21 protein-coding genes are annotated in these 25921 nt (G+C 56.6%); 13 read left to right on the forward strand and 8 right to left on the reverse strand.

Annotation, left to right across the window (positions count from 1 at the left end):
* Positions 1-57: 57 nt before the first annotated feature.
* The 9 genes from secY (at position 58) to KP705_RS04790 (ending at position 6873) form a co-directional block, all read left to right on the forward strand.
* Complete coding sequence (gene secY, locus KP705_RS04750) at positions 58-1431, forward strand: preprotein translocase subunit SecY (protein ID WP_046901190.1); 1374 nt, start codon at positions 58-60, stop codon at positions 1429-1431.
* Positions 1428-2009 carry an adenylate kinase gene (locus KP705_RS04755; protein WP_046901191.1) on the forward strand — a complete coding sequence of 194 codons (582 nt, stop codon included), beginning with the start codon at positions 1428-1430 and terminating at the stop codon, positions 2007-2009. Before secY ends, KP705_RS04755 begins: the two co-directional genes overlap by 4 nt.
* A 217-nt stretch (positions 2010-2226) precedes the next feature.
* The gene (gene rpsM, locus KP705_RS04760; RefSeq protein ID WP_046901192.1) at positions 2227-2604 is read left to right on the forward strand and encodes a 30S ribosomal protein S13; all 378 of its coding nucleotides are present in this window, start codon (positions 2227-2229) and stop codon (positions 2602-2604) included.
* A 58-nt stretch (positions 2605-2662) separates the two neighbouring features.
* Positions 2663-3055, forward strand: coding sequence for a 30S ribosomal protein S11 (gene rpsK / locus KP705_RS04765; protein ID WP_007282744.1), 393 nt, complete (start codon positions 2663-2665; stop codon positions 3053-3055).
* A gap of 130 nt (positions 3056-3185) precedes the next feature.
* On the forward strand, positions 3186-4205 hold the full coding sequence (locus KP705_RS04770; protein ID WP_046901193.1) for a DNA-directed RNA polymerase subunit alpha: 1020 nt from the start codon (positions 3186-3188) through the stop codon (positions 4203-4205).
* A 28-nt stretch (positions 4206-4233) separates the two neighbouring features.
* Complete coding sequence (rplQ, locus tag KP705_RS04775) at positions 4234-4653, forward strand: 50S ribosomal protein L17 (protein WP_046901194.1); 420 nt, start codon at positions 4234-4236, stop codon at positions 4651-4653.
* Between the two features lie 334 nt (positions 4654-4987).
* Positions 4988-6304 carry an MFS transporter gene (locus KP705_RS04780; RefSeq protein ID WP_046901195.1) on the forward strand — a complete coding sequence of 439 codons (1317 nt, stop codon included), beginning with the start codon at positions 4988-4990 and terminating at the stop codon, positions 6302-6304.
* A gap of 112 nt (positions 6305-6416) precedes the next feature.
* Entirely contained in the window at positions 6417-6650 is a 234-nt protein-coding gene (locus KP705_RS04785) for a hypothetical protein (RefSeq protein ID WP_046901196.1), read from the forward strand.
* Between the two features lie 52 nt (positions 6651-6702).
* A complete protein-coding gene (locus tag KP705_RS04790) occupies positions 6703-6873 on the forward strand; it encodes a DUF1328 domain-containing protein (protein WP_007282750.1) in 171 nt (56 codons plus the stop codon).
* Positions 6874-6943: 70 nt separating this feature from the next.
* Here KP705_RS04790 and KP705_RS04795 read toward each other — a convergent pair whose 3' ends face one another.
* Genes KP705_RS04795 through KP705_RS04810 form a run of 4 tightly spaced genes read right to left on the reverse strand, consistent with a single transcriptional unit; the run spans position 6944 to position 16307 of the window.
* A complete protein-coding gene (locus tag KP705_RS04795) occupies positions 6944-8479 on the reverse strand; it encodes an efflux transporter outer membrane subunit (RefSeq protein ID WP_046901197.1) in 1536 nt (511 codons plus the stop codon).
* Positions 8479-11757: an efflux RND transporter permease subunit gene (locus KP705_RS04800; protein WP_215764110.1), complete on the reverse strand. Its 3279-nt coding sequence runs from the start codon at positions 11755-11757 to the stop codon at positions 8479-8481. Before KP705_RS04800 ends, KP705_RS04795 begins: the two co-directional genes overlap by 1 nt.
* Positions 11754-14939 carry an efflux RND transporter permease subunit gene (locus KP705_RS04805; RefSeq protein ID WP_215764111.1) on the reverse strand — a complete coding sequence of 1062 codons (3186 nt, stop codon included), beginning with the start codon at positions 14937-14939 and terminating at the stop codon, positions 11754-11756. The genes KP705_RS04800 and KP705_RS04805 overlap by 4 nt, the downstream gene beginning before the upstream one ends.
* Before the next feature lie 24 nt (positions 14940-14963).
* Complete coding sequence (locus KP705_RS04810) at positions 14964-16307, reverse strand: efflux RND transporter periplasmic adaptor subunit (protein ID WP_046902026.1); 1344 nt, start codon at positions 16305-16307, stop codon at positions 14964-14966.
* A gap of 290 nt (positions 16308-16597) precedes the next feature.
* Between KP705_RS04810 and KP705_RS04815 the strand changes: the two genes are divergently transcribed.
* The 4 genes from KP705_RS04815 (at position 16598) to KP705_RS04830 (ending at position 19427) form a co-directional block, all read left to right on the forward strand.
* On the forward strand, positions 16598-16888 hold the full coding sequence (locus KP705_RS04815; RefSeq protein ID WP_046901199.1) for a CsbD family protein: 291 nt from the start codon (positions 16598-16600) through the stop codon (positions 16886-16888).
* Positions 16889-16950: 62 nt separating this feature from the next.
* Positions 16951-17574, forward strand: coding sequence for a DUF4339 domain-containing protein (locus tag KP705_RS04820; RefSeq protein WP_046901200.1), 624 nt, complete (start codon positions 16951-16953; stop codon positions 17572-17574).
* 147 nt (positions 17575-17721) lie between these two features.
* Positions 17722-18345, forward strand: coding sequence for a ribonuclease HII (locus tag KP705_RS04825; RefSeq protein ID WP_046901201.1), 624 nt, complete (start codon positions 17722-17724; stop codon positions 18343-18345).
* Positions 18342-19427 carry a DNA methyltransferase gene (locus tag KP705_RS04830; RefSeq protein ID WP_046901202.1) on the forward strand — a complete coding sequence of 362 codons (1086 nt, stop codon included), beginning with the start codon at positions 18342-18344 and terminating at the stop codon, positions 19425-19427. The genes KP705_RS04825 and KP705_RS04830 overlap by 4 nt, the downstream gene beginning before the upstream one ends.
* 82 nt (positions 19428-19509) lie before the next feature.
* On the opposite strand, the gene KP705_RS04835 is transcribed toward KP705_RS04830, so the two are convergent.
* From KP705_RS04835 to KP705_RS04850, 4 genes are all read right to left on the reverse strand, one after another.
* The gene (locus KP705_RS04835; protein ID WP_046901203.1) at positions 19510-20121 is read right to left on the reverse strand and encodes an ankyrin repeat domain-containing protein; all 612 of its coding nucleotides are present in this window, start codon (positions 20119-20121) and stop codon (positions 19510-19512) included.
* 77 nt (positions 20122-20198) lie between these two features.
* On the reverse strand, positions 20199-22247 hold the full coding sequence (locus KP705_RS04840; protein ID WP_046901204.1) for a hypothetical protein: 2049 nt from the start codon (positions 22245-22247) through the stop codon (positions 20199-20201).
* Positions 22244-24994, reverse strand: a complete 2751-nt coding sequence (locus KP705_RS04845; RefSeq protein ID WP_215764112.1) for a DUF4159 domain-containing protein — start codon at positions 24992-24994, stop codon at positions 22244-22246. The genes KP705_RS04840 and KP705_RS04845 overlap by 4 nt, the downstream gene beginning before the upstream one ends.
* Positions 24991-25917, reverse strand: coding sequence for a DUF58 domain-containing protein (locus KP705_RS04850; protein WP_215764113.1), 927 nt, complete (start codon positions 25915-25917; stop codon positions 24991-24993). The genes KP705_RS04845 and KP705_RS04850 overlap by 4 nt, the downstream gene beginning before the upstream one ends.
* Between the last annotated feature and the right edge of the window lie 4 nt (positions 25918-25921).

The following is a 25921-nucleotide window of genomic DNA, read 5'->3' on the forward strand; positions in this document are numbered from 1 at the left end:
GTGAACAGCGTCCCGTGCAGATGTGCGGCGACGCTGTTTTCATGAAAGGACAGGTGGATGGCTTCCGCAGCAGAGCAGCTCGCCGCCAATCTCAATATGAGTTCCTTTGCCAAGGCGACTGAACTCAAGAAGCGTATCTGGTTTACGCTTTTGGCCCTTATCGTTTATCGCCTCGGAACATACATCCCTGTTCCTGGTGTTGATGCGACAGTCATGGGTCAGCTGCTGGCACAGCATCAGGGTGGCATTCTGGGCATGTTCGACATGTTCACGGGTGGTGCTCTCGGACGCATGACTGTGTTCGCCCTGAACATCATGCCGTACATCAGTGCATCGATTATCATTCAGCTTCTTTCAACTGCTCTTCCGTCTATGGAAGCAATGAAGAAAGAGGGTGAGGCGGGGCGCAAAAAGCTTAACCAGTATACCCGCTACCTCACTGTTTTCATCGCACTCTTCCAAGCATACGGCATAGCTGTTGGGCTGGAGAACATGACGTCTCATGGCGCAAGCGCTGTGGTGATGCCGGGTGTCTTCTTCCTCGCGTCGTGTGTCGTAACGCTGGTTGGTGGCACGATGTTCCTGATGTGGCTTGGCGAGCAGATCACATCACGGGGTGTCGGTAACGGTATTTCGCTGATTATTTTTGCAGGTATTGTCGCCAATCTTCCTCATGCGCTGGCTAGTCTGTTTGAACTGGGTCGCACCGGAGCTTTGTCGCCAATCTTCGTGATGATCTTTCTGGTTATGGCGATTGCCGTCATTGCCTTTATCGTCTTTATGGAGCAGGCGCAGCGTCGTGTTGTGATCCAGTATCCGAAGCGTCAGATTGGCAATCGCATGTTTGGTGGTGACTCCACTCACATGCCGTTGAAGGTCAATACGGCAGGCGTAATCCCTCCCATTTTTGCCTCTTCCGTGTTGCTGATTCCTGTGACGATTTCAGGGTTCATGAACGGGCATAATATGCCGGGTTGGCTTTCCGTTCTCGGGCAGCAGCTTGGTCAGGGACAGCCTCTTTACATGCTGTTCTATGCCGCAATGATCCTGTTTTTCTCATACTTCTACGCGGCTGTGACATTCAATCCTGAAGAAACGGCTGAGAACCTGCGGAAGCAGGGGGGCTTTATTCCGGGTATCCGTCCGGGGGCAAGCACGGCGTCGTATTTTGATCGCATCCTGTCGAGACTGACCACAATCGGTGCTCTGTATCTGGTTGTTGTTTGTCTTCTGCCGCAGATTTTGATCAGCAAGTACAACGTGCCATTTTATTTTGGCGGTACGAGCCTCATCATTATCGTGTCTGTAACGATCGATACCGTGACGCAGGTTCAGTCCCACCTTGTTGCACATCAGTATCAGGGGCTGATCCGCAAGCAGCGTAGCCGCGGTTCCAGGAATGGCGTTTCGGGAGGAAACAAGCGTCGATGAATATTATTCTTCTTGGCCCTCCTGGGGCAGGTAAGGGGACGCAGGCAAAGCGTCTTGAGCAGCTTTATGGCCTTAAGCAAATCTCCACTGGAGACATGCTGCGCGCTGAAGTTGCTGCTGGCACGCCTATCGGACAGGAGGCTAAGGCCATTATGGAAAGGGGAGAATTCCTTCCTGATCCTATCATGGTAAAGATGATCCAGGGGCGTATAGCGCAGCGCGACTGTGCTCAGGGGTTTATTCTCGACGGCTTTCCAAGAACGGAAAGCCAGGCGGAAGCACTTGATGCCATGTTGGACACCGATGGGTTGAAGATTGACGCCGTCATTCTTCTGGATGTCGCGGAAGATCAGCTTGTCGAGCGTATTGCCAGTCGGACTGCGGAAGATGGTACACGCCGGCCAGATGACAATCCTGAGGTGGTGAGATCTCGTCTTGATATCTATCGCCGTCAGACTGCACCAATCCTTCCTTATTATGAGAAGGCTGGTCGTTTAAAGCATGTTGATGGAATGCTGGGCGTTGACGAAGTGGGTGCAGAGATCGATGCACTCATCGGAAAGACTGCAAAAAATTGAAGAAATGAGAATGATCACGAAGAAGTGATCATTCTCATTTGACTCAAGGGGGGTGCCCGGTATATTGCGCGCCCTCGACATATCTGTGGCGTGAAGGTGGCCCTGGGTTCCGGAATCGGACTGGGAGCTGACATGCCTGCGATGCAAACGATCCGGTTTCGACCGGACATGAAACAGGCTGACGCGGTCAATTGATCGCGTCGATGGGAGAATTGGCGTGGCACGTATTGCCGGCGTAAACATTCCGACCAACAAGCGGGTGGTCATCAGCCTGCGCTATGTCTACGGCATTGGCCCGTCGACCGCGCAGGCAATCTGCAGCAAGCTCGGTATCCCCGATGCGAAGCGCGTCAACGAACTGTCTGATGACGAGATCGTAAAGATCCGTGAACTGATCGACGGTGAGCACCGGGTTGAAGGCGACCTGCGTCGCGAAACCGCTATGAACATCAAGCGTCTGATGGATCTGGGCTGCTATCGCGGTCTGCGTCATCGTCGCGGCCTTCCGGTCCGCGGTCAGCGTACGCACACGAATGCACGTACCCGTAAGGGTAAGGCAGTGGCGATTGCTGGCAAGAAGAAGGTCACGCGCTAATTCGCGCCTGACTGCTTCACTCTGACGCTTCTCGCTAACTTTTAGGACGACCTCTATTATGGCTAAGGCCGCAGCACCGCGCATTCGTAAGAAAGAGCGCAAGAATATCATCTCTGGCGTTGCTCACGTGCTTTCCACGTTCAACAACACCATGATCACGATCTCCGATGCGCAGGGTAATGCAATTGCATGGTCCTCCTCGGGTGCACAGGGCTTCAAGGGCTCGCGTAAGTCCACACCGTACGCTGCACAGGTTGCTGCAGAAGACGCAGGCCGCAAGGCTCGCGAGCACGGCATGGAAACGCTTGAGATCGAAGTGTCCGGCCCGGGTTCGGGGCGTGAAAGCGCTCTTCGCGCGCTGCAGGCTGTTGGCTTCACGATTACGTCCATTCGTGACATGACGCCGGTGCCCCATAACGGCTGCCGTCCGCGCAAGCGTCGTCGCGTTTGAGTGATGCCATGCCGCGCGTTCGTGAGAATGCGCGGCATGTGTAGTGATTGCATCTCCCTCCGCACGATTTGTGCGGGCCAGGTGCCGCCAATTTTTGTTGGCGGGCTTCGTTGTTTGAAAGGCCACGACCTTGGTTCTCCAGAAAAACTGGCAGTCCCTCATCAAGCCGGAGAAGCTTGAAGTCGAGCCCGGCCCGGTTGCCTCGCGCATCGCCACAGTCGTGGCGGAGCCGCTGGAGCGCGGTTTCGGTATGACGCTCGGTAATGCGCTGCGTCGTATTCTTCTGTCCTCACTACAGGGCGCTGCAGTAACAGCCATTCAGATTGATGGCGTTCTGCATGAGTTCTCGGCTGTTCCAGGTGTGCGCGAAGACGTTACGGACATCGTCCTGAACGTTAAGCAGCTCGCTCTGCGTATGCACAGTGAGGGACCGAAGCGCATGATTCTCACGGCGACTGGTCCGGGAGAAGTGACGGCAGGACAGATTCAGGCTGGGCATGATATTGAAATCATGAACCCTGATCTCGTGATCTGCACTCTTGATGATGGTGTGAAGCTCGGAATGGAGTTCACCGTCAACATGGGCAAGGGTTACGTTGCTGCTGTTGCAAACCGTCCGGAAGATGCTCCGATTGGTATGATTCCGATCGATGCAATCTACTCGCCGGTTCGTCGCGTGTCTTACAAGGTCGAGCAGACCCGCGTTGGTCAGGTTACTGACTACGACAAGCTGCTGCTGACAGTTGAGACGAACGGTGCTGTGACGCCGGAAGACAGTCTGGCTCTTGCTGCGCGTATTCTTCAGGATCAGCTTCAGCTGTTCATCAACTTTGATGAGCCGCGTCCAGTCCAGCATGAAGAGCCGCAGGACGACCTGCCGTTCAACCGCAATCTTCTTCGCAAGGTTGACGAGCTCGAGCTTTCGGTGCGTAGCGCCAACTGCCTCAAGAACGACAACATTGTTTACATTGGCGATCTGGTGCAGAAGTCCGAACAGGAAATGCTCCGTACGCCAAACTTCGGGCGTAAATCGCTCAACGAGATCAAGGAAGTTCTCACCGGTATGGGGCTGTCGCTCGGCATGAGCGTCCCGGCCTGGCCGCCCGAGAACATCGAGGATCTGGCCAAGCGTCTCGACGAGACGTTTTGAGAACTTCTTAGGGTAAGGAAAACTAGCAATGCGTCATGGTGTGAGCGGGCGTAAGCTCAATGTCACCTCTTCTCACCGCGCTGCCATGTTCCGCAACATGGCCGTCGCACTCATCAAGCACGAGCAGATCACGACGACTCTGCCAAAGGCGAAAGAACTTCGCCCGGTTGTTGAGAAGCTGATCACTCTCGGTAAGCGCGGTGACCTGCACGCTCGTCGTCAGGCATTCGCTCAGCTGCGTGATGACACGGTTGTCAGCAAGCTCTTCAGCACGGTTGCAGAGCGCTACAAGGCTCGTGCCGGTGGCTACTCCCGCGTTCTGAAGGCTGGCGTACGCTACGGCGACAATGCCGACATGGCAGTCATCGAACTCGTAGAGCGCGATGTTGATGCCAAGGGCCAGGACAGCGGTCCGAAGCCAGTTGCAGAAGAGCAGGAAGCCGCCTGAGGCTTCTCGTTTTGAGACGAAAAAAAGGCCGGTGCAGCAATGCACCGGCCTTTTTTTTATTCTGCGGTTCACATTGCTGTGCAGAGTGTGTAGTTTTGCCACATCTCTTGCAGGACGATTCCCGTCTGGTTTCTTAACCGGCTGTTTTTCTCCCGCCCTTCAGGGCGGGGAGGGTGTCTCTTTTCCTGAAGGTCGACAATCTGTTGGCCTCGCTGTCCTGCATAATTTTGAGAAACGGGTCCGAGCACTCTCGTAGGGCCCGCAACGACGCCTCCCATATCTGTTTCGGCAATGAGGTCGAAGCAGGTTCGTGACGCGCCTATGCCTGGAGAGCATGAAAATGTCCGAAACAGCCGCACCTAAACGCGGACTAGCGGAAATTCTTGGCATCCCACGCGCCCTTTTCTGGGCTTTTGTTGGTCAGCTTTTATTCATGGTGGGAGATGGTGTCGAAGCCGGATATCTCGACACCTACATGCTGCACCACGGCCACTCCCAAGGGTTCGTCAACGAACTCTTCACTCTTTACGGCATCACGGTTATGATTGCCGCTTGGTTTTCCGGGCCTCTGTCTGATCTGATGGGTCCTAAGAAAGTCATGTGGATCGGCCTGATCCTATGGTCTCTTTTGGAAGTCTGCTTCCTGACATTCGGGCTGGGTCCGAATAGCGGCCCTATGATCCTTCTCTTTTATGCGCTGCGTGGATTTGCCTATCCGCTGTTCGCATACGGTTTCCTCGTGTGGATCGCTGCCGCTACCCCGGCTGCCATGCTTGGATCGGCTGCTGGATGGTTCTGGTTCTCTTTCTCTGCGGGTCTGCCGACACTTGGCTCCCAGTTTGCACGCTATACGATTCCATATCTTGGTGAACTCAAGACGTTCTGGTGTTCACTGGGTTTGGTAATTATTGGTGGCCTCGTGGCATTGCTGTTTACGCACGAGCCTACAGGCAAGAAGCGTCTTCTGCCGGATCACGTGCCCACCAAAGATATTTTCTTTGGCTCACTCAGCATCATGTGGCGTGAACCCAAGACGACGATTGCTGGCATTGTCCGTATTATCGATACGTCTTCGGAATACGCTTTCCTGGCCATCATGCCAGCGTTTTTTGTGGACCAGCTACACTTCAGCCTCGAACAATGGCTCAACCTGCTGTCGCTGATTTTCCTCAGCAACATCCTGTTTAACCTTGTCTCCGGCATGATTGCTGACACGTTGGGGCATCGTTTCGTGGTGTCGGTCTTCGGTGGTATCGGCGGCTTCATTGCCATTCCGCTGTTCTACTATGTGCCAATCTGGTACCCGGGGAATTTCTGGGCGGTTGCTGCAGCGGGCATTTTCTATGGTGCAACGGTCGCTGCCTTCGTGCCGCTTTCAGGCCTGATGCCGCAGATTTGCCCACGTGAAAAAGCTGCAGCTCTGTCCATTCTGGGCCTCGGCGCAGGTGCCTCGACATGGGTTGGTCCGGCAATCGTCTCGTTCTGTGGAGCGGTTTTCGGTCCGGGCATGAGCTATGTGATCTGGACATTTGCTGTGATCTACCTTGCGTCTGCTGGTATGACGCTTGCCCTCAAGATTTCTCCTGAGGCTCGTCGTTACACAGAAGAAGCTACGGCCCGGGGCGAAGTGAGCACGACTGTCGGTCACTAAGAGCGACCCGTCACATCTTCGTTGTTAAGCTGTAAAAGAGCAGGGGTGGTTCGTTATCGAGCTGCCCCTGTTTTTGTATGTCGTGGATGAAATGGTTTTGGAGTTGAAGACTATGGATGCGGATCTGGCGTCATATCTGGATGAGAGCGTGCCGTCCTTGCAGGATGGGGCTGGGCGGGTTGTCGATTGCACCCGTGCAAAGAAAAATATTTGCTCGTTCTTAAAAGAAAGTCGGGCAGTTGTGGCCGATCTGATGGTGGATCAGCCGTTGTTCTTATTGTTTTCCGCATTTCTCAGTGGTCTGTTGTTGGCACGTACTCTTTTTTCAGGAAAGAAACCTTCCTGAGGCGCATGACGTTACGACATGACCACGACCTATAATTCAAGGATCATGTCCCATGCTGCACTATGCTATCGTTTTCTTTATCATTTCCATCATTGCTGGCGTGTTCGGCTTCTCGGGCATTTCTGCCGCGACCGCAGGTATCGCCAAGCTGTTTTTCATTATCTTCCTGGTGCTGGCCGTTCTGGCGATTTTGGCCGGTGTTGCCGGACTGCATGCGCTCTAAGAGCCGCATCCTCTGCCTGAAGAGGGCATAAAAAAGGGCGGGATCTTTAAGATCCCGCCCTTTTTGTTTTTCAGCGCCCATTCTTGTCTTTTTGGATGAATGACGGGAGCAACGGATTGTCTGTCTGAAGAGAGGCTTTCGTCGGCAGGTTTTTGGAATTCCAGCCGCCACCAAGATCTGTCAGCAGAGCAACTTCCGCATTGAATTGCTGCTGACGGATGCTCAGCTGACTCTCTTCATATTGAAGGGCAGTCTGCTGTGCCGTGATGACGGTCGTATAAATCTGGGTCCCGGCGAGATATTCGTTCATGGACACTCGTACGGCGGCCTCGGCACTCGCAACAGCCTGGTTCTGAAGTCCTAGCTGCTGATCGAGATAGTGCAGGTTGGACATCTGGTCTTCCGTGTCCTGCATGGCAGCCAGAACGGTCTGGCGATAGGTGGCGACCGCATTATCGTAGTCTGCCTCGGCTTCACGGACAGCCGCTGTTCGAGCTCCGCCCTGGAAGATCGTTTCCGTGGCAGCAGCCCCCAGGCCCCAGGTGCGTGTGGCTGTTTGGATCAGCTGCTGGAGTGGGTTGCCGCTATATCCATACGATGCAGAGAGCGTGATTTCCGGGAAGAACGCGCCAATCGCATATCCGATCTCTGCGTTATAGGCTTCCATGTTCCGCTCAGCCTGGGCGACATCTGGCCGGCGTTCAAGGATCATGGACGGAACGGCTACAGGTGCTGCTGGAATCTGCTTGGGCAGAAGTGCCGCAGCGATAGTGACATCTGCCGGTGCGCGACCGGTCAGCATTGCAATGGCATGTTCATACTGCGCGCGAGCGATATGAGCATTTGCAAGACTGGCTTCGGTGGATTGCAGCAGATACCGAGCCTGGAGAACGCTTGTTGGATCTGCGACACCAGCTTCAAGCTGGTTCTCCAAAATTTTGAGATTATCCCGGTATAGACCCACGTTGCGCGTGTAGAGATCAATCAGGCTGTCCTGATAGCGCATGCTGAAATAGTCTTGCGCCAGCGTCAGCTGGTAGGACAACCGCATACTGGCAACCAGTGCGGCGTCGCCTTGCGTCGCGGCGACCTGTTGCTGCACCTGCCGACGTATCTTGCCCCAGACGTCAACCGTCCAGCTTGCAGATGGGCCAGTTGCCCAGGTGTTGCTCGTGTAGGACTGCGATGAGGTGTACGTGAAGCCTCCACTCGTGCTTGAGGCACTGCTTCCCTGTGAATTTCTGTTGAAGCTGAAATTTCCGCTCAGTGTGGGGTAGAGGCTTGCCTTGATGGAATCGATTGTCGCAGCGGCTTTGCGATACTGCGCTTCGTATTCCTTCAGGCTCTGATTGGACGTTGAGACCCGTTCTTCCAGATCATTGAGAAGCGGATCATTGAAAATTGTCCACCAGTCGCCTTTGGGCATCTGCGCCAGGTCCGGGCGCGCCTTGTTCCATCCAGCCGGGGGAGGAACTTCCTTGAAATGCGGAGAAATGACTGCCGAAGGACGATGGTAATTCGGTCCGACCATGCACCCACTCAGGAAAGGCAGGGCTGCGGCTCCCAGCAGAAGAGTACGCAGGGAAGGCATACGAAGGACGGTCATCAGATTTCCGTTTCCCGGGGCGAGATGTGAAGCAGAATGGCAAAGTGATGTCGGGCACGGCCGAGCATTTTTCCGAAACGATCGAGATAGAGGAACACGACGGGCGTGCTGTAGAGTGTGAGAAGCTGGCTGACCATCAGGCCCCCCAGAATGGCGATGCCAAGCGGACGGCGGAGTTCGCAGCCGTATCCATTCCCGAAGACGAGAGGTACGGCACCAAAGGCTGCGGCCAGAGACGTCATGAGGATCGGGCGGAACCGCAGAACGCTCGCCTGCTGGATAGCCTCAAAAGCTGTCGCGCCCTCACGTTGCGCTACCAGCGCAAAATCGATCAGCATGATGGCGTTCTTTTTGACGATGCCAATCAGAAGAATGACACCAATCATCGCCATGAGTGAGAACTCCTGCCCAAACAACTGAAGGGCGAGAAGGGCGCCGACGCCAGCGGAAGGTAACGTGGACAGGATCGTCAGGGGATGAATGAGGCTCTCATAAAGCATACCCAGAACAATGTAGACCGCAGCAAGAGCCGCAAGGATCAGCAGAGGCTCATCACTGACAGACTTCTGGAAGGCAGCGGCGTTGCCAGCAAACCCACCGTGAATGGTCGGTGGAACATGCAGTTTGACCATAGCGGCTTCAACGGCCTGCACGGCAGGCCCGAGGGACGCTCCTGGGGCAAGATTGAAAGACACGGTCGTTGCAACCGAGAGGCCATCATGGTTGACCGTCAGGGCCGTGTTTGTTGCGCGCTGGTATCCAAGCACCGATAGCGGCACCATGTTGGAAACGCTTGTTGCGACGGCGGCACCACTGGACGCAGATTTTCCACCAGCCAGAGCATTGGCCACAGAGTTAATGTAGGACTGCTCGCTTTGCGAGAGCGTGCTGGTTGTCGTGTCGGCTCGAACACGCAGGTTGTTCGAAGACGTGCCACCTGCGGCTGTTCCGCCAGAGGCACTCACCCACATCTGTTTCAGCGTTTCTGGGCTTTCCCAGTATCGCGGAGCGACTTCCATCACCACATGATACTGGTTCAGATTTCCGTAAATAACAGAAGCTGAGCGCTGTCCGAACGCATCGTAGAGTGTATTGGCAATGAGCTGGGGCGTGATGGAATACCGGGAAGACATATCGCGGTTGATCGCAATGGCAATGGCCTGACCGCCTTCTTCCACGTTGGATGAAACATCCATCAGCAGAGGAATTTTTGAGAGTGCCGAGACAATCTTCGGCGTCCATTCATAGAGATCTTCGGCCGACGGGCCTTCCAGCGAATACTGATAGGCCGCGTCACCTGAGCGCGCACCTATACGGACGGCACCAGGGGCCATCAGACGGAGCTGCGCGCCTGGAACGTTGGAAAAGGCCCGGTTGATGCGTTGCACCGTGGCAGCCAGATCGTCCTTACGTTCCTCTTTAGACTTCAGAGCAACGAAAAGATTGGCAGAGTTGGCCGAACGCCCGCCGGCGCCGCCCATAACGCCTGCGACATCCCTGTCTGCGGCGACAACCTTCATGGCGTGAGCTGTGATGTCTTTAAGAGACTGAAAGGACACGGACTGGTCGGCGACCAGACGCCCCATCAACTGACCAGTGTCTTCAGAGGGAAAGAAGCCTTTGGGCATTTTCACAAAGAGAACACCAGCCAAAATCAGGGTGGCCGGCAGAGACATAACGATCAGGAACGGATGTCGGAGGCTCCATCCTAGCGACTGCTCGTAGCCTTTCGCGACGCGGTCGATCATGCGTTCGAGCAGGGAACCAATTCTGCCCCAGAAACCCTGTGAGGCGGCTGGCGCAGAGGTGAGGATTAGTGCGCTGAGCATCGGGGTGAGGGAGAGGGACAGGACCATGGAGATGGTCAGGGTAATGACCATTACCATCGCGAATTCATGGAATAGCCGACCCGCAATGCCCCCCATGAACATGATGGGAGCGAAAACCACAATCAGGGACACGGTGATGGAGAGAACCGTGAAGGCAACTTCGCTGGCCCCAAAGATGGCGGCTTCCATCCGCTCATGACCCATTTCCATGTAGCGGGTGATGTTCTCAAGAACGACGATGGCATCGTCCACAACGAAACCGGTGGAGATTGTCAGGGCCATCAGAGACATATTGTCGAGCTGATAACCCAGTAGTGACATCACCCCGAATGTTCCGATGATCGAGATGGGGACGACAATCGCTGGAATGAGAATGGCGGACAGACTGCGCAGAAACAGCAGCACCACGACGACCACCAGCACCACGGCTATGATGAGGGTCTGTTTCGTATCATTCAGGGACGCGCGGATTGTCTTGGATCGGTCAATCAGGACGTTGATATGAGTGTTGCCCGGCATTGCCGACTGGAGAATAGGAAGGCGCTTGCGAATACCATCAACCGTCTTGATGACGTTGGCGCCGCCCTGTGTGAACACCGTACAGATGATGGCGCGCTGACCATTGAGGAAGCCTGTCTGGCGTAGATCTTCAACGCTGTCATTGACTTCCGCGACATCTGTCAGGCGGACGGGTTGGCTGTCACGATAGGCGACGACCAGCCCACGATAATCAACGGCTTTGCTGGCCTGATCGTTGGTGGACAGCATGAGGCGCGTGCCATGAGAGTCAATGAAACCCTTCGGCGTGTGAGCGTTGGCCGATGCAAGTGCTGCACGAACATCTTCGAATCCGATGCCATAACGGAACAGGCGGAGAGGATTCAGTTCTACGCGAACCGCTGGGAGCGAACTGCCACGGATTTCGACTTCGCCCACGCCCTCAACCTGACTGAGCTGCTGAATCAGAACGTTGCTGGCAAACTCATAAAGCTCCTGTGGCGTCCGTGTGCTGGACGTCAGCGTCAGTGCAACAACCGGGGGGCCGTTGGAGTTGGCTTTGTCGTAAGTCGGGTTTGTACGCAGAGTGGAGGGAAGATCCTGGCGTGCGCCCTGGAGTGCAGCTTCGACGTCTCGTGCGGCGCCATTGATGTCGCGGGAGAGGTCAAACTGAAGAGTAATGCGCGTCTGATTGACCGTTGATTCAGACGTCATCTCCGTCACGCCTGAAATCGCGCCCAGATGTCGCTCCAGCGGTGCTGCGACTGTACTGGCGATCTCGGACGGAGAACCGCCAGGCTGGTTTGCCATCACCATGATGACCGGGAAGTCCACGTTCGGCAGATCGGCGACGGGTAGGCTGAAATAGCCCAGGATGCCGCCGATCAGGAGCGCGACGGCCAGAAGGATCGTTCCAACTGGCCGCATGACGAAAAGGCGGATCAGCTTCACGGGTTGCTGTGCGTGCTTGGAGTTTGCGCCCGGCCTGCATGATAGCGCTGCATAAGCGTCCTTGTCTTACGACCGATGCCGTCCATGAACAGATAGATGACCGGAGTGGTAAACAGGGTCAGCATCTGTGACAGCATCAGGCCACACACAATCGCCACGCCGAGGGGGCGGCGCAGTTCGGAGCCGACGCCATGGCTCAGCATGAGGGGCAGGGCACCAAAGAGGGCGGCCAGTGTCGTCATGAGGATTGGACGGAAACGCAGGAGAGCTGCCTGGCGAATGGCTTCGAGCGGTGTGTGCCCTTCCAGTCGCTCGGCTTCGAGTGCGAAGTCGATCATCATGATGGCATTCTTTTTCACAATGCCGATCAGCAGCACGATGCCGATGATCCCCATGATGTCGAGGTCCATACCAAACAGGTACAGGCCAATCAGTGCGCCGATAGCAGCGGATGGCAGCGTGGACAGAATGGTGATGGGGTGGATGAAGCTCTCATAGAGAATACCCAGCACGATATAGACCGCGATGACCGCAGCCATAACAAGCCAGACTTCGTTCGTCAGAGACGAGCGGAAAGCTGCGGCTGTGCCTTGGAACGCAGTTTCAAATGCTGGGGGAAGGCCAAGCTGCTTCTCAACCCGTTCAATGGCACTGGTTGCCGCACCGAGCGAATACCCTTTCGAGACGTTGAAAGAGATCGTCGTGGCTGGGAACTGGCCGTAATGACTGATGAGGAGGGGGGCAAGGCTATGACTGATTGTCGTAACCTGCTTCAGCGGGACCAATCCGGAAGTCGGCTGACGTGTCGGGCCGGAGGTGCTGCTGCCTGCTTCGGATGAAATCCCCGGCAGATACAACTGGTTAAGGGATGTCAGGTCGTTCTGAAGATCCGGCAGCGCTTCCAGAATGACGCGGTACTGGTTGGCCTGCGTGTAGATCGTTGAGATCTGACGCTGGCCATAACTGTCATACAGAAGGTTATCAACCGTCTGCGGTGTGATGGAATAACGAGCACCCGTGGCACGGTCGAGCGAGAGCTGGGCAACCAGACCTTCAGCCTGCAGATCGGACGTGACATCCGACAGGGAAGGCTCCTGTTTCAGCGCGTCGACAATTTTTGGAACCCAGGTTTTGAAGGTGTCGTAATCCGGGTTCTCAAGCATGAACTGGTATTGTGTGGCCGAAATCGAGGAATCCAGAGACAGATCCTGAATCGGCTGAACAAACAGCTGCGTTCCGATAACATTCTGGCCGACCTGACCCAGTCGCTGAAGAATGGTTGTAAGGTCAGAGGTGCGCTCGTCCCGTGCCTTGAGATTAATCAGAAAACGGCCGACGTTCAGCGTCATGTTCTGGCCGTCAATTCCCACAAAAGAGGAAATGCTGGCTACATCCGGATCCTTAAGGATCTCGGCGCCCAAAGCGGCCTGACGCTCCTTCATGCCATTAAAGGAAATCGCCTGCGACATGACGGAAATACCCTGCACAACGCCAGTATCCTGCGTTGGGAAGAAGCCTTTCGGGATTGTGTAGGCCAGTGCGCCCGTCAGGATAATTGTTCCGAGCGTGACCAGAAGCGTCAGGCCACGGAACCGTAGAACCACGTCCAGCCAGCGGCCATACAGGGCAATCATGCCATTGATGCCACGTTCGGTGCCGTCGGAGAGGCGACCCCAGATTCCACGGCTCTTGGACGGAGCGTGCGTATCCGTCAGCATCCGCGCGCACATCATTGGAACCAGCGTAATGGACACAATGGCCGAGATGACGATCGTGATGGAGAGCGTCATGGCGAATTCGTGGAACAGGCGTCCCACGACATCCTTCATGAACAGCAGTGGGATGAGCACTGCGATCAGCGAAACCGTTAGCGAGATGATGGTAAAGCCGATTTCGCCGGCACCCTTCAGGGCAGCGGTGTAACGGTCTTCGCCAGCTTCCACGTAGCGGGCAATGTTCTCGATCACCACGATGGCGTCATCCACCACAAAGCCTGTGGCAATGGTGAGGGACATCAGCGACAGGTTATCGAGCGAGAACCCGAGCAGGTACATTGCCGCCATGGTGCCCACCAGCGAAAGCGGGACCGAGAGGCTGGGAATGATCGTGGCAGGGACATTGCGCAGGAAGACGAAAATGACGCCGACCACGAGCAGCATGGACAGACCCAGCTCGTATTCAACATCGTCAACAGAGGCGCGGATGGTTGTTGTCCGGTCTGTCAGCGGTGTGATTTCGATGCCAGGGGGTAGGTCCTGCTTAAGCTGGGGCAGGATGCGAAGAACATTGTCCACCACGCCAATCACGTTGGCGCCGGGCTGACGCTGGACATTCAGGATCAGGGCAGGGGTTTTGTTCGACCATGCCGCCAACTGAGTGTTCTCAGCACCTTCGACGACCGTAGCCACATCACGAACGCGGATCGGGCCGCTGTTCTGATAGGCAATGATTTGGTCCATCAACTGATCGACGGACTTGATCTGCCCATCAATACGCAGGGACGTAGAGCGCTTGGGGCCGTCAAATGTGCCCGTTGGGGAATTGACGTTCACCGTTGTGATGATGGTCCGCAAGGTATCGATCGCGATGCCGTATGATGTCAGCTTCGGGATGTTGACCTGAATGCGGTATGCTTTGCGATTACCACCAGACAGCGTGACAAGGCCCACACCGGAAATCTGGCTGATCTTCTGCTCAAGACGCGTGTTGACGTAATCTTCCACTTCCGGAAGCGGCAGGGTTTTCGACGTGATACCCAGTGTCAGGACCGGAGTATCCGCCGGATTGACCTTCGCATAAATCGGAGGTGCTGGCAGATCCGTTGGTAGCAACGATGTCGCGTTGTTGATAGCGGCCTGAACTTCCTGCTCGGCCACGTCCATAGACATGTCGAGGCCAAAGCGCAGAGTGATGACCGACGCACCGCCAGAAGACTGAGACGTCATCTGGTCAAGGCCCGGCATCTGGCCAAGCTGCGTTTCAAGCGGAGCGGTGATGGACGTGCTCATCACGTCCGGTCCGGCGCCCGGGTAATAGGTCGATACCGTAATGGTTGGATATTCAACCTGTGGCAGTGCTGAGACTGCCAGGAAGTGGTAGCCGAGCAGTCCGCTCAGCAGGATGGCGAACATCAGGAGGCTGGTGGCAACCGGACGCTCGATGAACAGGCGGGACGGATTCACGGTCTTGCTGTTCCCTGTGAGCGGTCAGTGATTGCCGGTGACATCGGCTGCGGACGGATCATTGCCACGCTTGGCGGCATCAGTGCTTTGCTGACCATTGCTATGGCGATGATGGGTCTCGGCCGTCTTGGCTTCAGCTGCAGCATTTTGTGTCGTGGGCGCGGAAGTGTCAGGGATCGAGATTTTCTGACCCGGGCGCAGATGGCTCACGCCATCAGTCACGACACGATCACCAGCTTTCACACCGGACAGGATGACGGCGTTGCTGTCGTCCGTTTCGCCAACCTTGACCGGAAGATCCTTCACCGTCATGTCCGGCTGCACAACATAAAGGAACTGTCCGTCCGGGCCTGTCTGAAGCGCATTACCCGGCACGATAAGAACGTTGTGCAGTGTGTTCACGAGCAGGCGGGCATTCACGAATTCATTCGGGAACAGCCGTTCGTCTTCATTGGCGAAAATGCCACGCATACGGACCGTGCCGGTGGACGTGTCAATTTGGCTGTCCAGCGCCTTCACGGTGCCGGCGGCGATTTTCTGGGTGTTATCGCTGTTCCAGGCTTCGACCGGAAGTTCCTGAACTTCACGCAGACGGTCAGCAACCGGGCCAATCTGATTCTGCGGCACAGTAAAGATAACGGAGATTGGCTCCATCTGTGTCAGGATTGTCAGGCCGCCGGACTGGCCGGCAGAGACATAGTTGCCCTTATCGAGCACACGGATACCGACGCGGCCATCAACCGGGGCAATGATGTGACAGTACATCACGTTCAGTTCGGCATTATGGACGTTGGCTTCGTCGAACTTCACAGTGCCTTCAAGTTGCTGAACCGTGAATTCCTGATCTCGGGCTGTCATCGCGGATGTCGAGTTCTGACGAATCAGCTTCTGGTAACGGGCATTATCCACGCGGGCCTTTTCAAGCTGGGCACGGTCGGCTGCAAGTGTTCCTTTGTACTGGGCAAGAATTGCTTCGTACGGACGTGGATCAATCAGCTCCAGTTCATCGCCTTTTTTAACGTGCTGGCCTTCCTGATAATAAACATCAAGAATATGGCCATCCACGCGGGGTGTAATCGTTACGTTCGTTATGGGAACGACGGTGCCAATCAGTTGCAGGATCACAGGCATGTCGCCTGTATGCACCGTGGCAACAGCAACGGGCTGCGTATCGCCCGCTGCGCCGTTTTTGCGCGATTTTCCGGAATGAGATCCATGCGTCCGCAGGACTGCAAAAAGGATCAGCAGAATCACCAGAACAATTGTGCCCCATAGCAGCCAGCGACGGCGGGGGCGTCGGGCTGGTGTGGGGGACTGGGCGTTGATGCTCTGGTGGCGGTCGCTGGGTCCGGCCGTCTGCTCGTCCATAGTGGTCCTGTCTTTCCCGTACAGCTTTTTGGCATAGATGCGCCTGAGAAACGGCATCCTTCCGTCAGTTGTTCTCTTATAGTGCAGCGAATGCAATGCTGCCATGACGGGACCTTAAATCCTGTTCAGGTTCAGCAACGAATTTGAAACATGGAAGGCTAAGAGATTGCTTTTCAAGGCAATCTCTCTCTTGCTTCATTTCACGCTCGCACCATATCCTTATGGAAACCCGATGGTCCGTGAGCCGTTTAAGGCAGGAACGGATCACATCCGGATAAGGAGATACAGACATGGCTGATACGACAGGTACAAAGGCCGAGGGCCTTCTTGATGAAGTCAAGGGCAAGGTCAAGGACGGCGTTGGTGGCCTGACGGGTGACACGGCCACGCAGGCAGAGGGCAAGTTTGACCAGCTTTCGGGTATGGCTCAGCAGGAATTCGCTGATCTTTATGACGAAGGCGAAACGAAGCTTGAAGCTGCTACGGCGTTTGTTCAGGACCGTCCGCTTATCTCCATCGTCATTGCCACCGTCGTTGGCATGATTGTTGGCGGCCTGCTGTTCGGTCGCAAGAGCAGCTGATTTCACACACGCATTACTTCGTGTGCTAGAAGCCTCCCGGAGTAATCCGGGAGGCTTTTTCTATGGAATGGTTTTACGAGAATAACGGGCAGCAGACAGGGCCCGTATCCCGTGAAGAAATTCTGCGTCTGATCATGCAGCAGCGGATTCGTCCGGAGACGCTGGTCTGGACGTCAACCTTTGGGGATTCCTGGCGTCCGGCGTCTTCCGCCGGGCTGGTATCGCCATTGACCGGACTTGTGCGTCCTTCCGCGGAAATTTCAGAGCACTGGGCCTGGGCGCTGCTTGTTGGCCCTTGGATCATGGGACGTGTAACGCTCTACATCATGGACTGGCGGCACGTGGCAGAAGCCGACCGCATGAACACGATGTCCGTAGTTAGTCTTCTGGTGCTAGGTCTGTTCTTTACGGCATTTTTTATGGATCGGAACTCGATCCGGGAAACAGGCGCGACACCGCCGGGGTTCTGGTGGTGGCTTTTCCTGCCTGGTTATTTCTGGCGCCGCCGTCAGATCACTGGACGAGGCCGATCGCTTCTTGTCGTGAGCCTGGTGCTGCTCGTGTTCAACATCGGTGATACCCTCAGCCGTTGGCCGGAAATACAGCAACAGGTGAAGCATGGTCACCATGTGACCAGTGTTCCTCAGGACCCCGCGGAAGGCGACGGCGAACAGGAAAACCTCTGAAAGGCATGAGAAAGAGTCTTTCGAGGCACACTTGACAACTTATTCTGAAAAATAACCCATTTTTGGGCTTCCCTTTCGAGTCGCCATGATTCAAAACCGATTCGGTAGTCAGTTGATTGACCGGATTGGTCAGGGAGAAGTTCAGGAATGCCAGATTACGCCCTTGAAGCGGCCCATGGCGGGCTGGTCGTCGGGATCGACGAAGTCGGGCGTGGTCCTCTGGCTGGACCTGTCGTTGCAGCAGCCGTTGCGTTCACCTCTCCCCCCGATGAAACGCTGTCGCGCCTTCTTGATGATTCCAAGAAACTGACAGCGAAGCGTCGTATGGTTGCCTATGACCTGCTGATGCGGGCGTCGAACATCCTGATTGGGGTGGGCGCAGCATCCGTCACGGAAATTGAACAGATCAACATTGCGCAGGCTTGCCACCTAGCCATGAGACGAGCGTTGGACCGGTTGGGTCGTATGCCGGATCTCGCGCTGGTTGATGGCAAGCACGCACCCAAGCTGCCCTGTCCCATTCAGATGGTGATTGGTGGAGATGGCATCAGCCTCTCCATCGCGGCAGCCTCTATTATCGCAAAAATTACACGAGACCGCCTGATGGCCCGTCTTGCCGTTCGGCATGATGCCTATGGATGGGAGCGCAATGCCGGATACGGCACTGCTGTTCATATGAGCGGCCTGAAAACACAGGGTGTGACACCCCATCACAGGCGCGGATTTGCGCCTATTCGAAACATGATTGAAGCAGAGGCACACGCAGCATGACCGGCGAACTCCCAGTGGACCAGATCCTGCGTGGTGAATGCGTGGAGACGATGAAGACCCTGCCGGATGGCAGCGTGGACTGCATCTTTGCCGATCCGCCATATAATCTTCAGCTTCGTGGCGAACTGCGGCGCCCGGACGAAACTGTCGTTGATGGCGTTGATGATGCCTGGGACAAGTTCGACGATTACTCGGCGTACGACAAATTCACGCGTGAGTGGCTGTCAGAAGCACATCGTATTCTGGACAAGGATGGCACGATCTGGGTTATTGGCTCCTATCATAACGTGTTTCGTCTCGGTGCCATTCTTCAGGATCTTGGGTTCTGGATCCTGAACGATATCATCTGGCGCAAATCCAACCCGATGCCGAATTTCCGTGGACGCCGGTTTACGAATGCTCATGAAACGATGATCTGGGCGGCCAAGAGCCCGCAGAGCCGTTATCGCTTCAATTATCAAGCTATGAAAGCGCTGAACGACGACCTTCAGATGCGATCAGACTGGTACTTACCGTTGTGCACGGGGAACGAGCGCCTCAAGAACGAGCACGGTTTGAAGCTGCATCCAACGCAGAAGCCGGAAAGCCTTCTGCATCGTGTGCTTGTGGCGTCCACGAATGTTGAGGATGTCGTGCTTGACCCATTCTGTGGCAGTGGCACGACACCTGCGGTGGCCAAACGACTGGGGCGTCACTACGTCGGAATTGAACGTCACCCGGATTATGTGAAGGCGGCGCGTGAGCGGGTTGCCCGCGAGGAACGTCTGACGTCCGAGCATGTTGCTGTTACTCCCGCCAAACGCGATATTCCACGGATTCCGTTTGGGAGCTTTGTGGAAACAGGTGTCTTGCCTGCGGGAACGGCGCTTTACGATCGTCAAAAGCGTCTGAAGGCAACGGTTACGCCAGATGGCACGCTGGTATCGGGCAATCAGCGTGGTTCCATTCACAAGTTGGGCGCAATGCTGACCAATGCGCCTTCGTGCAATGGGTGGACGTTCTGGTTCTTTGAGCGGGACGGAGAAATGGTGCCGATTGATATTCTGCGTCAGGAAAGCGTTGCCCTGCGAAACGTGGGCTAAGCGCTCTTCCGCTCTGGGAAACAGAAAAGGCCGGAAGGAGAATTCTCCTTCCGGCCTTTTCTGTTTCTAAAACGTTAGGAAATTAGCGTCCTGCAAATCCAAGGAAGCCGGATGCCGGATCAGCGGTACCGCCCTTTTCATCGAAATGAGGAGAAGGCGCCGCACGCGTTGCTGTCGAGGCTTTGCCGCCGATTGTCAGGTGACCACTGCCACCTTTCATCTGCACGCCGCTGTCCTTAACGCTCGTTTCCAGACGCCCATCCGGATTGTAGGTCCGCATGGAAAGCAGCAGGAACATGATATCCTTGCGGTTGAGGTCAATCGCCATGTCCAGCGGGGTCTGATCGAGAATGTTGTGGCCATTCATATCAGCGCCACGATTCAAGGCTTCCTTGGACGCATTCAGCGAACCGCGATTGATGGCATCGAAGAGAGCCGTCGTCGGGTTGGTGTCCACACGTGCATGGCCTGCATCATCATCTGCGGCTTCTGCGCCTGGTAGTGCTGAAGGCGGGGCTGCACGTTTGGCGGCCTTGCGGGCTTCTGCCTTTTTGGCAGATTCTTCAGCTTCCTGTTCAGCTTCCGCGTCATCGGCATCCTGCGCATGGGCAGAGTGCCAGGGCACGAAGATTGTCGGTGTGGCTGCCAAAGCGGCAATCAGCAGAAGGCGGGGCAGAGTGAGGGGCAGTCGCATAGGGTCAATATACTGCGATCTGAAGTCCTGTGCGAGTCTCCAGAATCGTCGTCCGCAACTTGTCACATGCTGCAATATCAACGTCCTTCCCGCCACCAGCCCACGCCAAGGAATATCAGAGCCAGAACCAGTGCCAGCCATGCAGGAACAAGGTCCTGTGTACGCGTCTCTCCTGCGACCGCAGCCTGACTTACAGGCAGGCCAATCCACCCGGAGCCGGAGAGATCTTGACCAGCTGTGACCTGGCGCAGGTGAGGAATACCGATTCCTGCCCAGTTCTGGCTTCCGCCAGATGCCTGAACAGTTGCGCCCATGACGGTTGCGGTCGCGCGGAGGTCCTGCCGTTCAAGAATATCCTGTGCGGCAGGGCTGGCGAAGGCCACGAGGCCATCTTGCCGGATGGTCCAGATCCCGCTGCCTGTTACAGGCACTGTTCCATGCCAAAGGCCTTTTCCGCCTGTCATGGAGAGGGGCTGGGTGTGTCCGTCCGGAAAAGTGACAATGGCGTGAGGGGTTATTGTTGTCTGACCCAGTGCGTGACGGTCCACCACAAGCTGACCATTTTCAATGCGGGCACTCAGTCGGTTTTCTTCGAGATCCGGCTCCTTCATGAGCCAGTGCGAAAGACGGCGCAGCAATTCAGCCTGTGGACCGCCTCCGCCCTCATTGCGGGACCAGAGCCAGAGCTGATCAGACAGCAGCATCGCCACGCGCCCCTGGTCCACTCGGTCAAGCAGAAGGAGAGGTGAGCCATTGGGGCCGCTCATTAAATTCTGGCCGTGGGACTGATCCACCTTCGCTGAACGGTACCAAGGGCCCCAGTCAGCGCTGTTTCCCAGTCCCGCAGTGACCGGATGAGCTTTGCCAAGGTCTGTCAGGGCCGGACGAAAAGCCTGCGTTACGAGGCCATCGGTTGGGACATGTGCTGGAAAAACCTGAGCCAGTGTCGTGTCCTGCAAGGAGCCATCCTGCACGAATTCCGGCCCCGCCGTGACAAGCAGGCCACCACCACGGCGAACATAGTCCGCGATGTTCGTCAGATACTCTTCCGGCAGGATGTTGCTGTTACGAAATCCATCCAGAATGATGAGATCAAAGCTGCGGATTTTTTCCTGAAACAGTTCCCTGATCGGGAAAGGTATCAGCGCCAGATCCGAAAGAGGGGTGCCATCATCTGTGCTCGGGGAGCGGAGAATGGTGAAGTGGACCAGATCGACCGACGGGTCCGCTTTCAGCAGGCGGCGCCAAACGCGCTCACTTTGGTTCGGGACGCCAGAAACCAGCAGAACGCGCAGCCGGTCCCGAACACCGCGAATGCGAATAACGTCGTTGTTGTTCAGCGTAGAGGCCTCGCCCGGGAGGGGGGAGACGGAGAGACCAACCAGTGTTTCACCTGGGTGTTGGACAGGAACGGTAATATCCTGCGGCTGGCCTGTTTGGATTGTGCGGGTCGTTGCAGGAGCATCTCCCGCACGGACAGTCAGGGTTGCTGTCGCCGGGGCAGGCGTTCCCAGATCGTCCACTTGAAGGCGAATGGTCGCGTTTTGACCGACAATAGCATACGGCGGAGTGCTCAGAATGCGCAGACGACGGTCCGTTTCTTCGCCCTTCGCTGCCAGAACCAGATGGAGCGGTAGTCTCTGTCCGTTCGGGCGCTGAAAGCGAGCTGGAAGCCGTGATGGGACGTCATGATCCATGCCATCCGTGACAACGATGGCGCCGGCAAAACGACCTTGTGGCAGATCCGCATGATCCATCGCGTCAAACAGGCGCGTTCCGTGGCCGGAGCCTCCCGGCACATCAATGCGATGAAGTGTCAGGCCCGGTAGATGCGTTGCATCCTGCGTGATCTGATTGGCTGTCTGATCTGCGAGAGATGCACGCTGCCCAACCTGCATGGACGGAGAATGATCCACGATCAGGAGGGCATCCTGTGGAACTGGCCGAAGAACCGGGTGCAGAGAGCGCGGTCCAGCCATCCAGGCCAGAAGCATCAGAACGGCCAACGCACGCCAGCCCATCCCGCGTGCACCACGCAGCAGACCGTAAAGGGCGCCTAGAATAATGAGTGCGCCCACAGTAGCCAGAAGCCAAAGTGGAAGCATAGGGGCAAGGTCGAACGTCATGGTGCGTCCTCCTCGTCTTCGTCTGTGCCGACGGAGGGGCTTTGCGTGTCAGGATTGTCCTGCCCCAGGCGATGGAGCATTTCCGGGTAATGGGCCTGATCGCTCTTGTAGTTTCCGGTCAGGGCGTAGAGCACCATGTTGACGCCAAAACGATAGGCTTGTGTGCGCTGATCATCGCCACCGGGGAGAACGGCGTATGGGTGGTTGCCGGACGCATCGACAGCCCATGCATGGGCCCAGTCTCCGTTGCCGATGATGACGGGGCTGACATCATCGTTCGCTTCATCTCCGTTGCGAGCCACATAAACGGGCTGCCCATTGACGCGCCCCGGGAAGCCGCTGTGAAGCAGATAGAACGTGTGCCCCAGAACGTGCTTGTCCGTGAGTTTGGCAAGAGGAGGAATGGTCAGTCCGTCCGTGACACGCTTCAGAGCGGCTCTCACAGCGCCTCCTGATCCTGCATCCATATCCGTGCCAGCACCCTGCTGATCAATCAGCAGAATCCCGCCGTGATCCATGAAGGCGTTGAGGGCTTTGGTACGAGCGGCATCCGGTTGTGCATCTGCTGTAATGGGCCAGTAGATGAGTGGATAGAACGCCAGATCATCTTTCCCGGGAACAACACCGTCAGGGTGCCCAAGAAGGGCAGAGCTTCGGGCACTTGTATAGTCAGACAGTCCCTGAAGTCCTTCGCGAGAGGCTGTATCCACATCGTCATTGCCCGTGACGATGTAAGCCAGCCGGGTCTCCAATGCGGCCTGCGGCACCGTTGTCGGGAGTGTTGAGGGGACTGGTTGCTGAGCCCGGGCATGTTGGAACGAAAGTACAACAAGTGCGCCACACAGAGGGCCAAGCAGGCCGCGCTGTCGCAGGGACAATGCAAAATCCACAAGCAGGACCAGCAGCCCGGTGGCCAGAAGCCATGGGCCAAGGGGCCGGTCTGGTGATGCACCCTCGGGCGTAAGCTGCGTTCCCATGAGCGCCTCTTCACGAAGCGGAGGGGCATGGTCTGCCAGGTTCAGTGGGCGTGTTCCATGAGCAGGACCATAGAGCCCTGCTGGGTGAGTGACGCTGACTTCTGTGGTGGCAAGAGCATTGGCTTTGACGGCCCTGGCTGCTGCGGGAGGCATCGTGAGACCGCCGGTACTGTCCAGCGTGCGCCAAGGGGCAAGATCGGTAGGGCTCGTGCCAGTCACGCCTGCGGAGCGCTCGATCAGACGCTCAAGCATCTGTGGGAACAGGCCGGAAATGGGAAGATTGGACCAGTCAGGAGAGGCCGTGATGTGGAACAGGACAATTTCTCCATTGCCTTCCGACCGTGCCGTGACCAGCGGCGTCCCGTCTGCCAAGGCGGCCCAGACGTGATCCTGCAAACCCGTTTCCGGCTTCGCAAGAACCTGTCGTGAGACTGTCACGTCTGGCGGAATGGCGAGGTCAGCAAAAGGCGACGTGGCAGGGAAAGTTTCCAGAGCCTGAGGCTTGCCCCAGGACATCGGCCCCCCAAGCTGGCGCATACCGCTCATCAGGGGAACGGGCAGCAGAGCATCCGGTGCGTCGTCGGTCGCGTTATCCTGTTGCGAAGACTGAGCGGCTGCAAGGCCCGGCCCAGCAAAGCGGATAAGCATCCCACCATGGCGGACCCACTCCAGAACGCGGTTGCGGGTCTGGTCGCCAGAGAGGGAACCATCGGTGGCCACCAAGACGGAAAGTGATGAACCGAGCAGAGCACTCGCGTCACCGGTTCGGCGTTCCGAGTGTGTATCGAGCGCATGGTTAAGGAAGAATGCTGAACCAATGAGCGGTGTGTTGTCGCCGGGCGTCTGAAGGAGACCAACAGGGCGACGATGCCCGGCGTCTCCTCTCAGCACTGTTGTCGCTGGGCCTGCCAGGCCTTCTACAGCGAAATGATCCAGCTGGTTACGAAGCAGCGCAGGTAGCGGAAGTATTTTGTCTTCGCCAACCTGAACCGGATATGCTGCCAAGGTCCCGCCATTCCCTGCAACGGCACGAACCGTAACTGTCCGGCTGGGGCAGGAAAACCCTTCGATCTTCGCATGAAGAGTGCCGTTTGCCTCCTGATTGGCACTCAGGCGTAGAACATCGCAGGGGTTCCAGCGCATATCCTGCACGGATTCTGCTTTGCTCAGGGCGTTTTGCAGAGCTTCGTCATGAGGGGCGGCGACCCCGTCAGATAGTAGAGTAATATGTTGGTTCGACAGATCCATATGCCCAAGCTCGTCAGCCAGCCCTGCGCGATCAACCGGCCAGGGCTGAGGGCGCATGTGCTCAAGGCGTTCCGAAAGAGCGTGGCTGTCTCTCGTGACAAAAGGCTCCGGCATCGCCCCATCGGGGGAGCGGGCTGCACGAACAAGTGTTACCGGGTTTCCGCTGCGGAGAGCCGATTGTCCAAGGGAAAGAGCCGCTGCAACGCGTTCATTCCAGTGCGGGATTGCGGCCCATCCGTCATCCATAACAATGAGGACGGGACCGTTAGTCTTCCCAGAACTGTGTGGAATGAGGACGGGACGGGAAAGGCCGAAAATAACCAGTGCAACTGCGGCAATCCGCAGAATCAGGAGCCACAGAGGCGAACGGGCTGCATCCGCCCGTTGCGCCGTCAGGCGGCGGAGCAGCAGCAGTGATGGAAAGGACTTCTCCTGCGGGGCAGGAGGTGTCGCGCGGACAAGCCACCACAGCGCTGGAAGTGCCAGCAGACCAAGCAGAAGAAGAGGCGAGAGAAAAATCATCGTCCGCTTCCCATGGCGAGGTGAAGTGCCAGCAACGCAGGGAGCGGATCCTGCGATGTTTCATGCACAATGCAGTCGGCATGCAGGTTTGCTGCACTTGCTTTCAACGCATCCAGATGCGCTGCGACTGCGTGTTCATAGGCTGAATTGAGACTTTCCACGGCGGGAAGGGTCAGAACACCGCCCTCCAGACCGGAAAAGCGGATTCGTCCTGTCTGGTTAAGGGAACGCTCGCCGGGATCCAGAATGCAGAGCAGATGGACGCGGACAGGCCGACTGGCACAATGTTTGAGAACGGCTTCGATCCGGTCTTCTTCCCAAAGAAAGTCACTAATGAGAACCAGATCTGTCTGAGGTGACAGCGCATTTAGTGGTGGAAGTTCTGGTTCATCCGTCGAAGAGTGAAGGAGAGCCTCGCCGAGACGGCTGAGCACCTGAGCTCCACCAAAAACGCGTCCGGCTTCTGGCCCTGTCAAAAGGCCAGCCTGTTCACCACCACGGAGAGCCGCACCGGCCAGTGCCAGTGTACAGAGCTGAGCACGCTCCCGTTTGGTGGGGAACTGGTTGGAAGACCGCCAGTCCATGGATGCAGAAGGATCACACCACACGAGCAGAGACTGCGCGTTTTCCCGCTCCCGTTCCCGCACCCAGAAGCTATTTTCGATGGGAGAGCGTGCGGACTGCCGCCAATCAATGGCCGTTGCCGGTTCCCCAGAGTGATAGGGGCGGAACTGCCAGAAGTCTTCCCCGCCTCCGGAGCGTCGGCGGCCATGTGTGCCGGCCTGAAGGCTGGCTGCAATCTTTTCGGCCTGAAGCAGCAGAGCCGGCAGGGCGAGCCGCTCGGCTGGTGCCGTAAGAGAGGCGGGAGAGTGCCTGTTCTGGGAAGAGAACAGGCCTCGGAGCGTTTCAATCGGACTTTTCACAGGG

It is taken from the genome of Gluconobacter sp. P1D12_c (genome assembly GCF_018812105.1).
Taxonomy (GTDB): domain Bacteria; phylum Pseudomonadota; class Alphaproteobacteria; order Acetobacterales; family Acetobacteraceae; genus Gluconobacter; species Gluconobacter oxydans_A.

Coding starts and splice junctions, on each gene's coding strand:
- KP705_RS04835 (WP_046901203.1), bottom strand. CDS start 20,121: ATGCGACTGCCCCTCACTCTGCCCCGCCTTCTGCTGATTGCCGCTTTG.
- KP705_RS04810 (WP_046902026.1), bottom strand. CDS start 16,307: ATGGACGAGCAGACGGCCGGACCCAGCGACCGCCACCAGAGCATCAAC.
- secY (WP_046901190.1), top strand. CDS start 58: ATGGCTTCCGCAGCAGAGCAGCTCGCCGCCAATCTCAATATGAGTTCC.
- KP705_RS04780 (WP_046901195.1), top strand. CDS start 4,988: ATGAAAATGTCCGAAACAGCCGCACCTAAACGCGGACTAGCGGAAATT.
- KP705_RS04820 (WP_046901200.1), top strand. CDS start 16,951: ATGGAATGGTTTTACGAGAATAACGGGCAGCAGACAGGGCCCGTATCC.
- KP705_RS04815 (WP_046901199.1), top strand. CDS start 16,598: ATGGCTGATACGACAGGTACAAAGGCCGAGGGCCTTCTTGATGAAGTC.
- KP705_RS04830 (WP_046901202.1), top strand. CDS start 18,342: ATGACCGGCGAACTCCCAGTGGACCAGATCCTGCGTGGTGAATGCGTG.
- KP705_RS04845 (WP_215764112.1), bottom strand. CDS start 24,994: ATGATTTTTCTCTCGCCTCTTCTTCTGCTTGGTCTGCTGGCACTTCCA.
- rplQ (WP_046901194.1), top strand. CDS start 4,234: ATGCGTCATGGTGTGAGCGGGCGTAAGCTCAATGTCACCTCTTCTCAC.
- KP705_RS04840 (WP_046901204.1), bottom strand. CDS start 22,247: ATGACGTTCGACCTTGCCCCTATGCTTCCACTTTGGCTTCTGGCTACT.
- KP705_RS04795 (WP_046901197.1), bottom strand. CDS start 8,479: ATGACCGTCCTTCGTATGCCTTCCCTGCGTACTCTTCTGCTGGGAGCC.
- KP705_RS04755 (WP_046901191.1), top strand. CDS start 1,428: ATGAATATTATTCTTCTTGGCCCTCCTGGGGCAGGTAAGGGGACGCAG.
- KP705_RS04825 (WP_046901201.1), top strand. CDS start 17,722: ATGCCAGATTACGCCCTTGAAGCGGCCCATGGCGGGCTGGTCGTCGGG.
- KP705_RS04785 (WP_046901196.1), top strand. CDS start 6,417: ATGGATGCGGATCTGGCGTCATATCTGGATGAGAGCGTGCCGTCCTTG.
- KP705_RS04790 (WP_007282750.1), top strand. CDS start 6,703: ATGCTGCACTATGCTATCGTTTTCTTTATCATTTCCATCATTGCTGGC.
- rpsK (WP_007282744.1), top strand. CDS start 2,663: ATGGCTAAGGCCGCAGCACCGCGCATTCGTAAGAAAGAGCGCAAGAAT.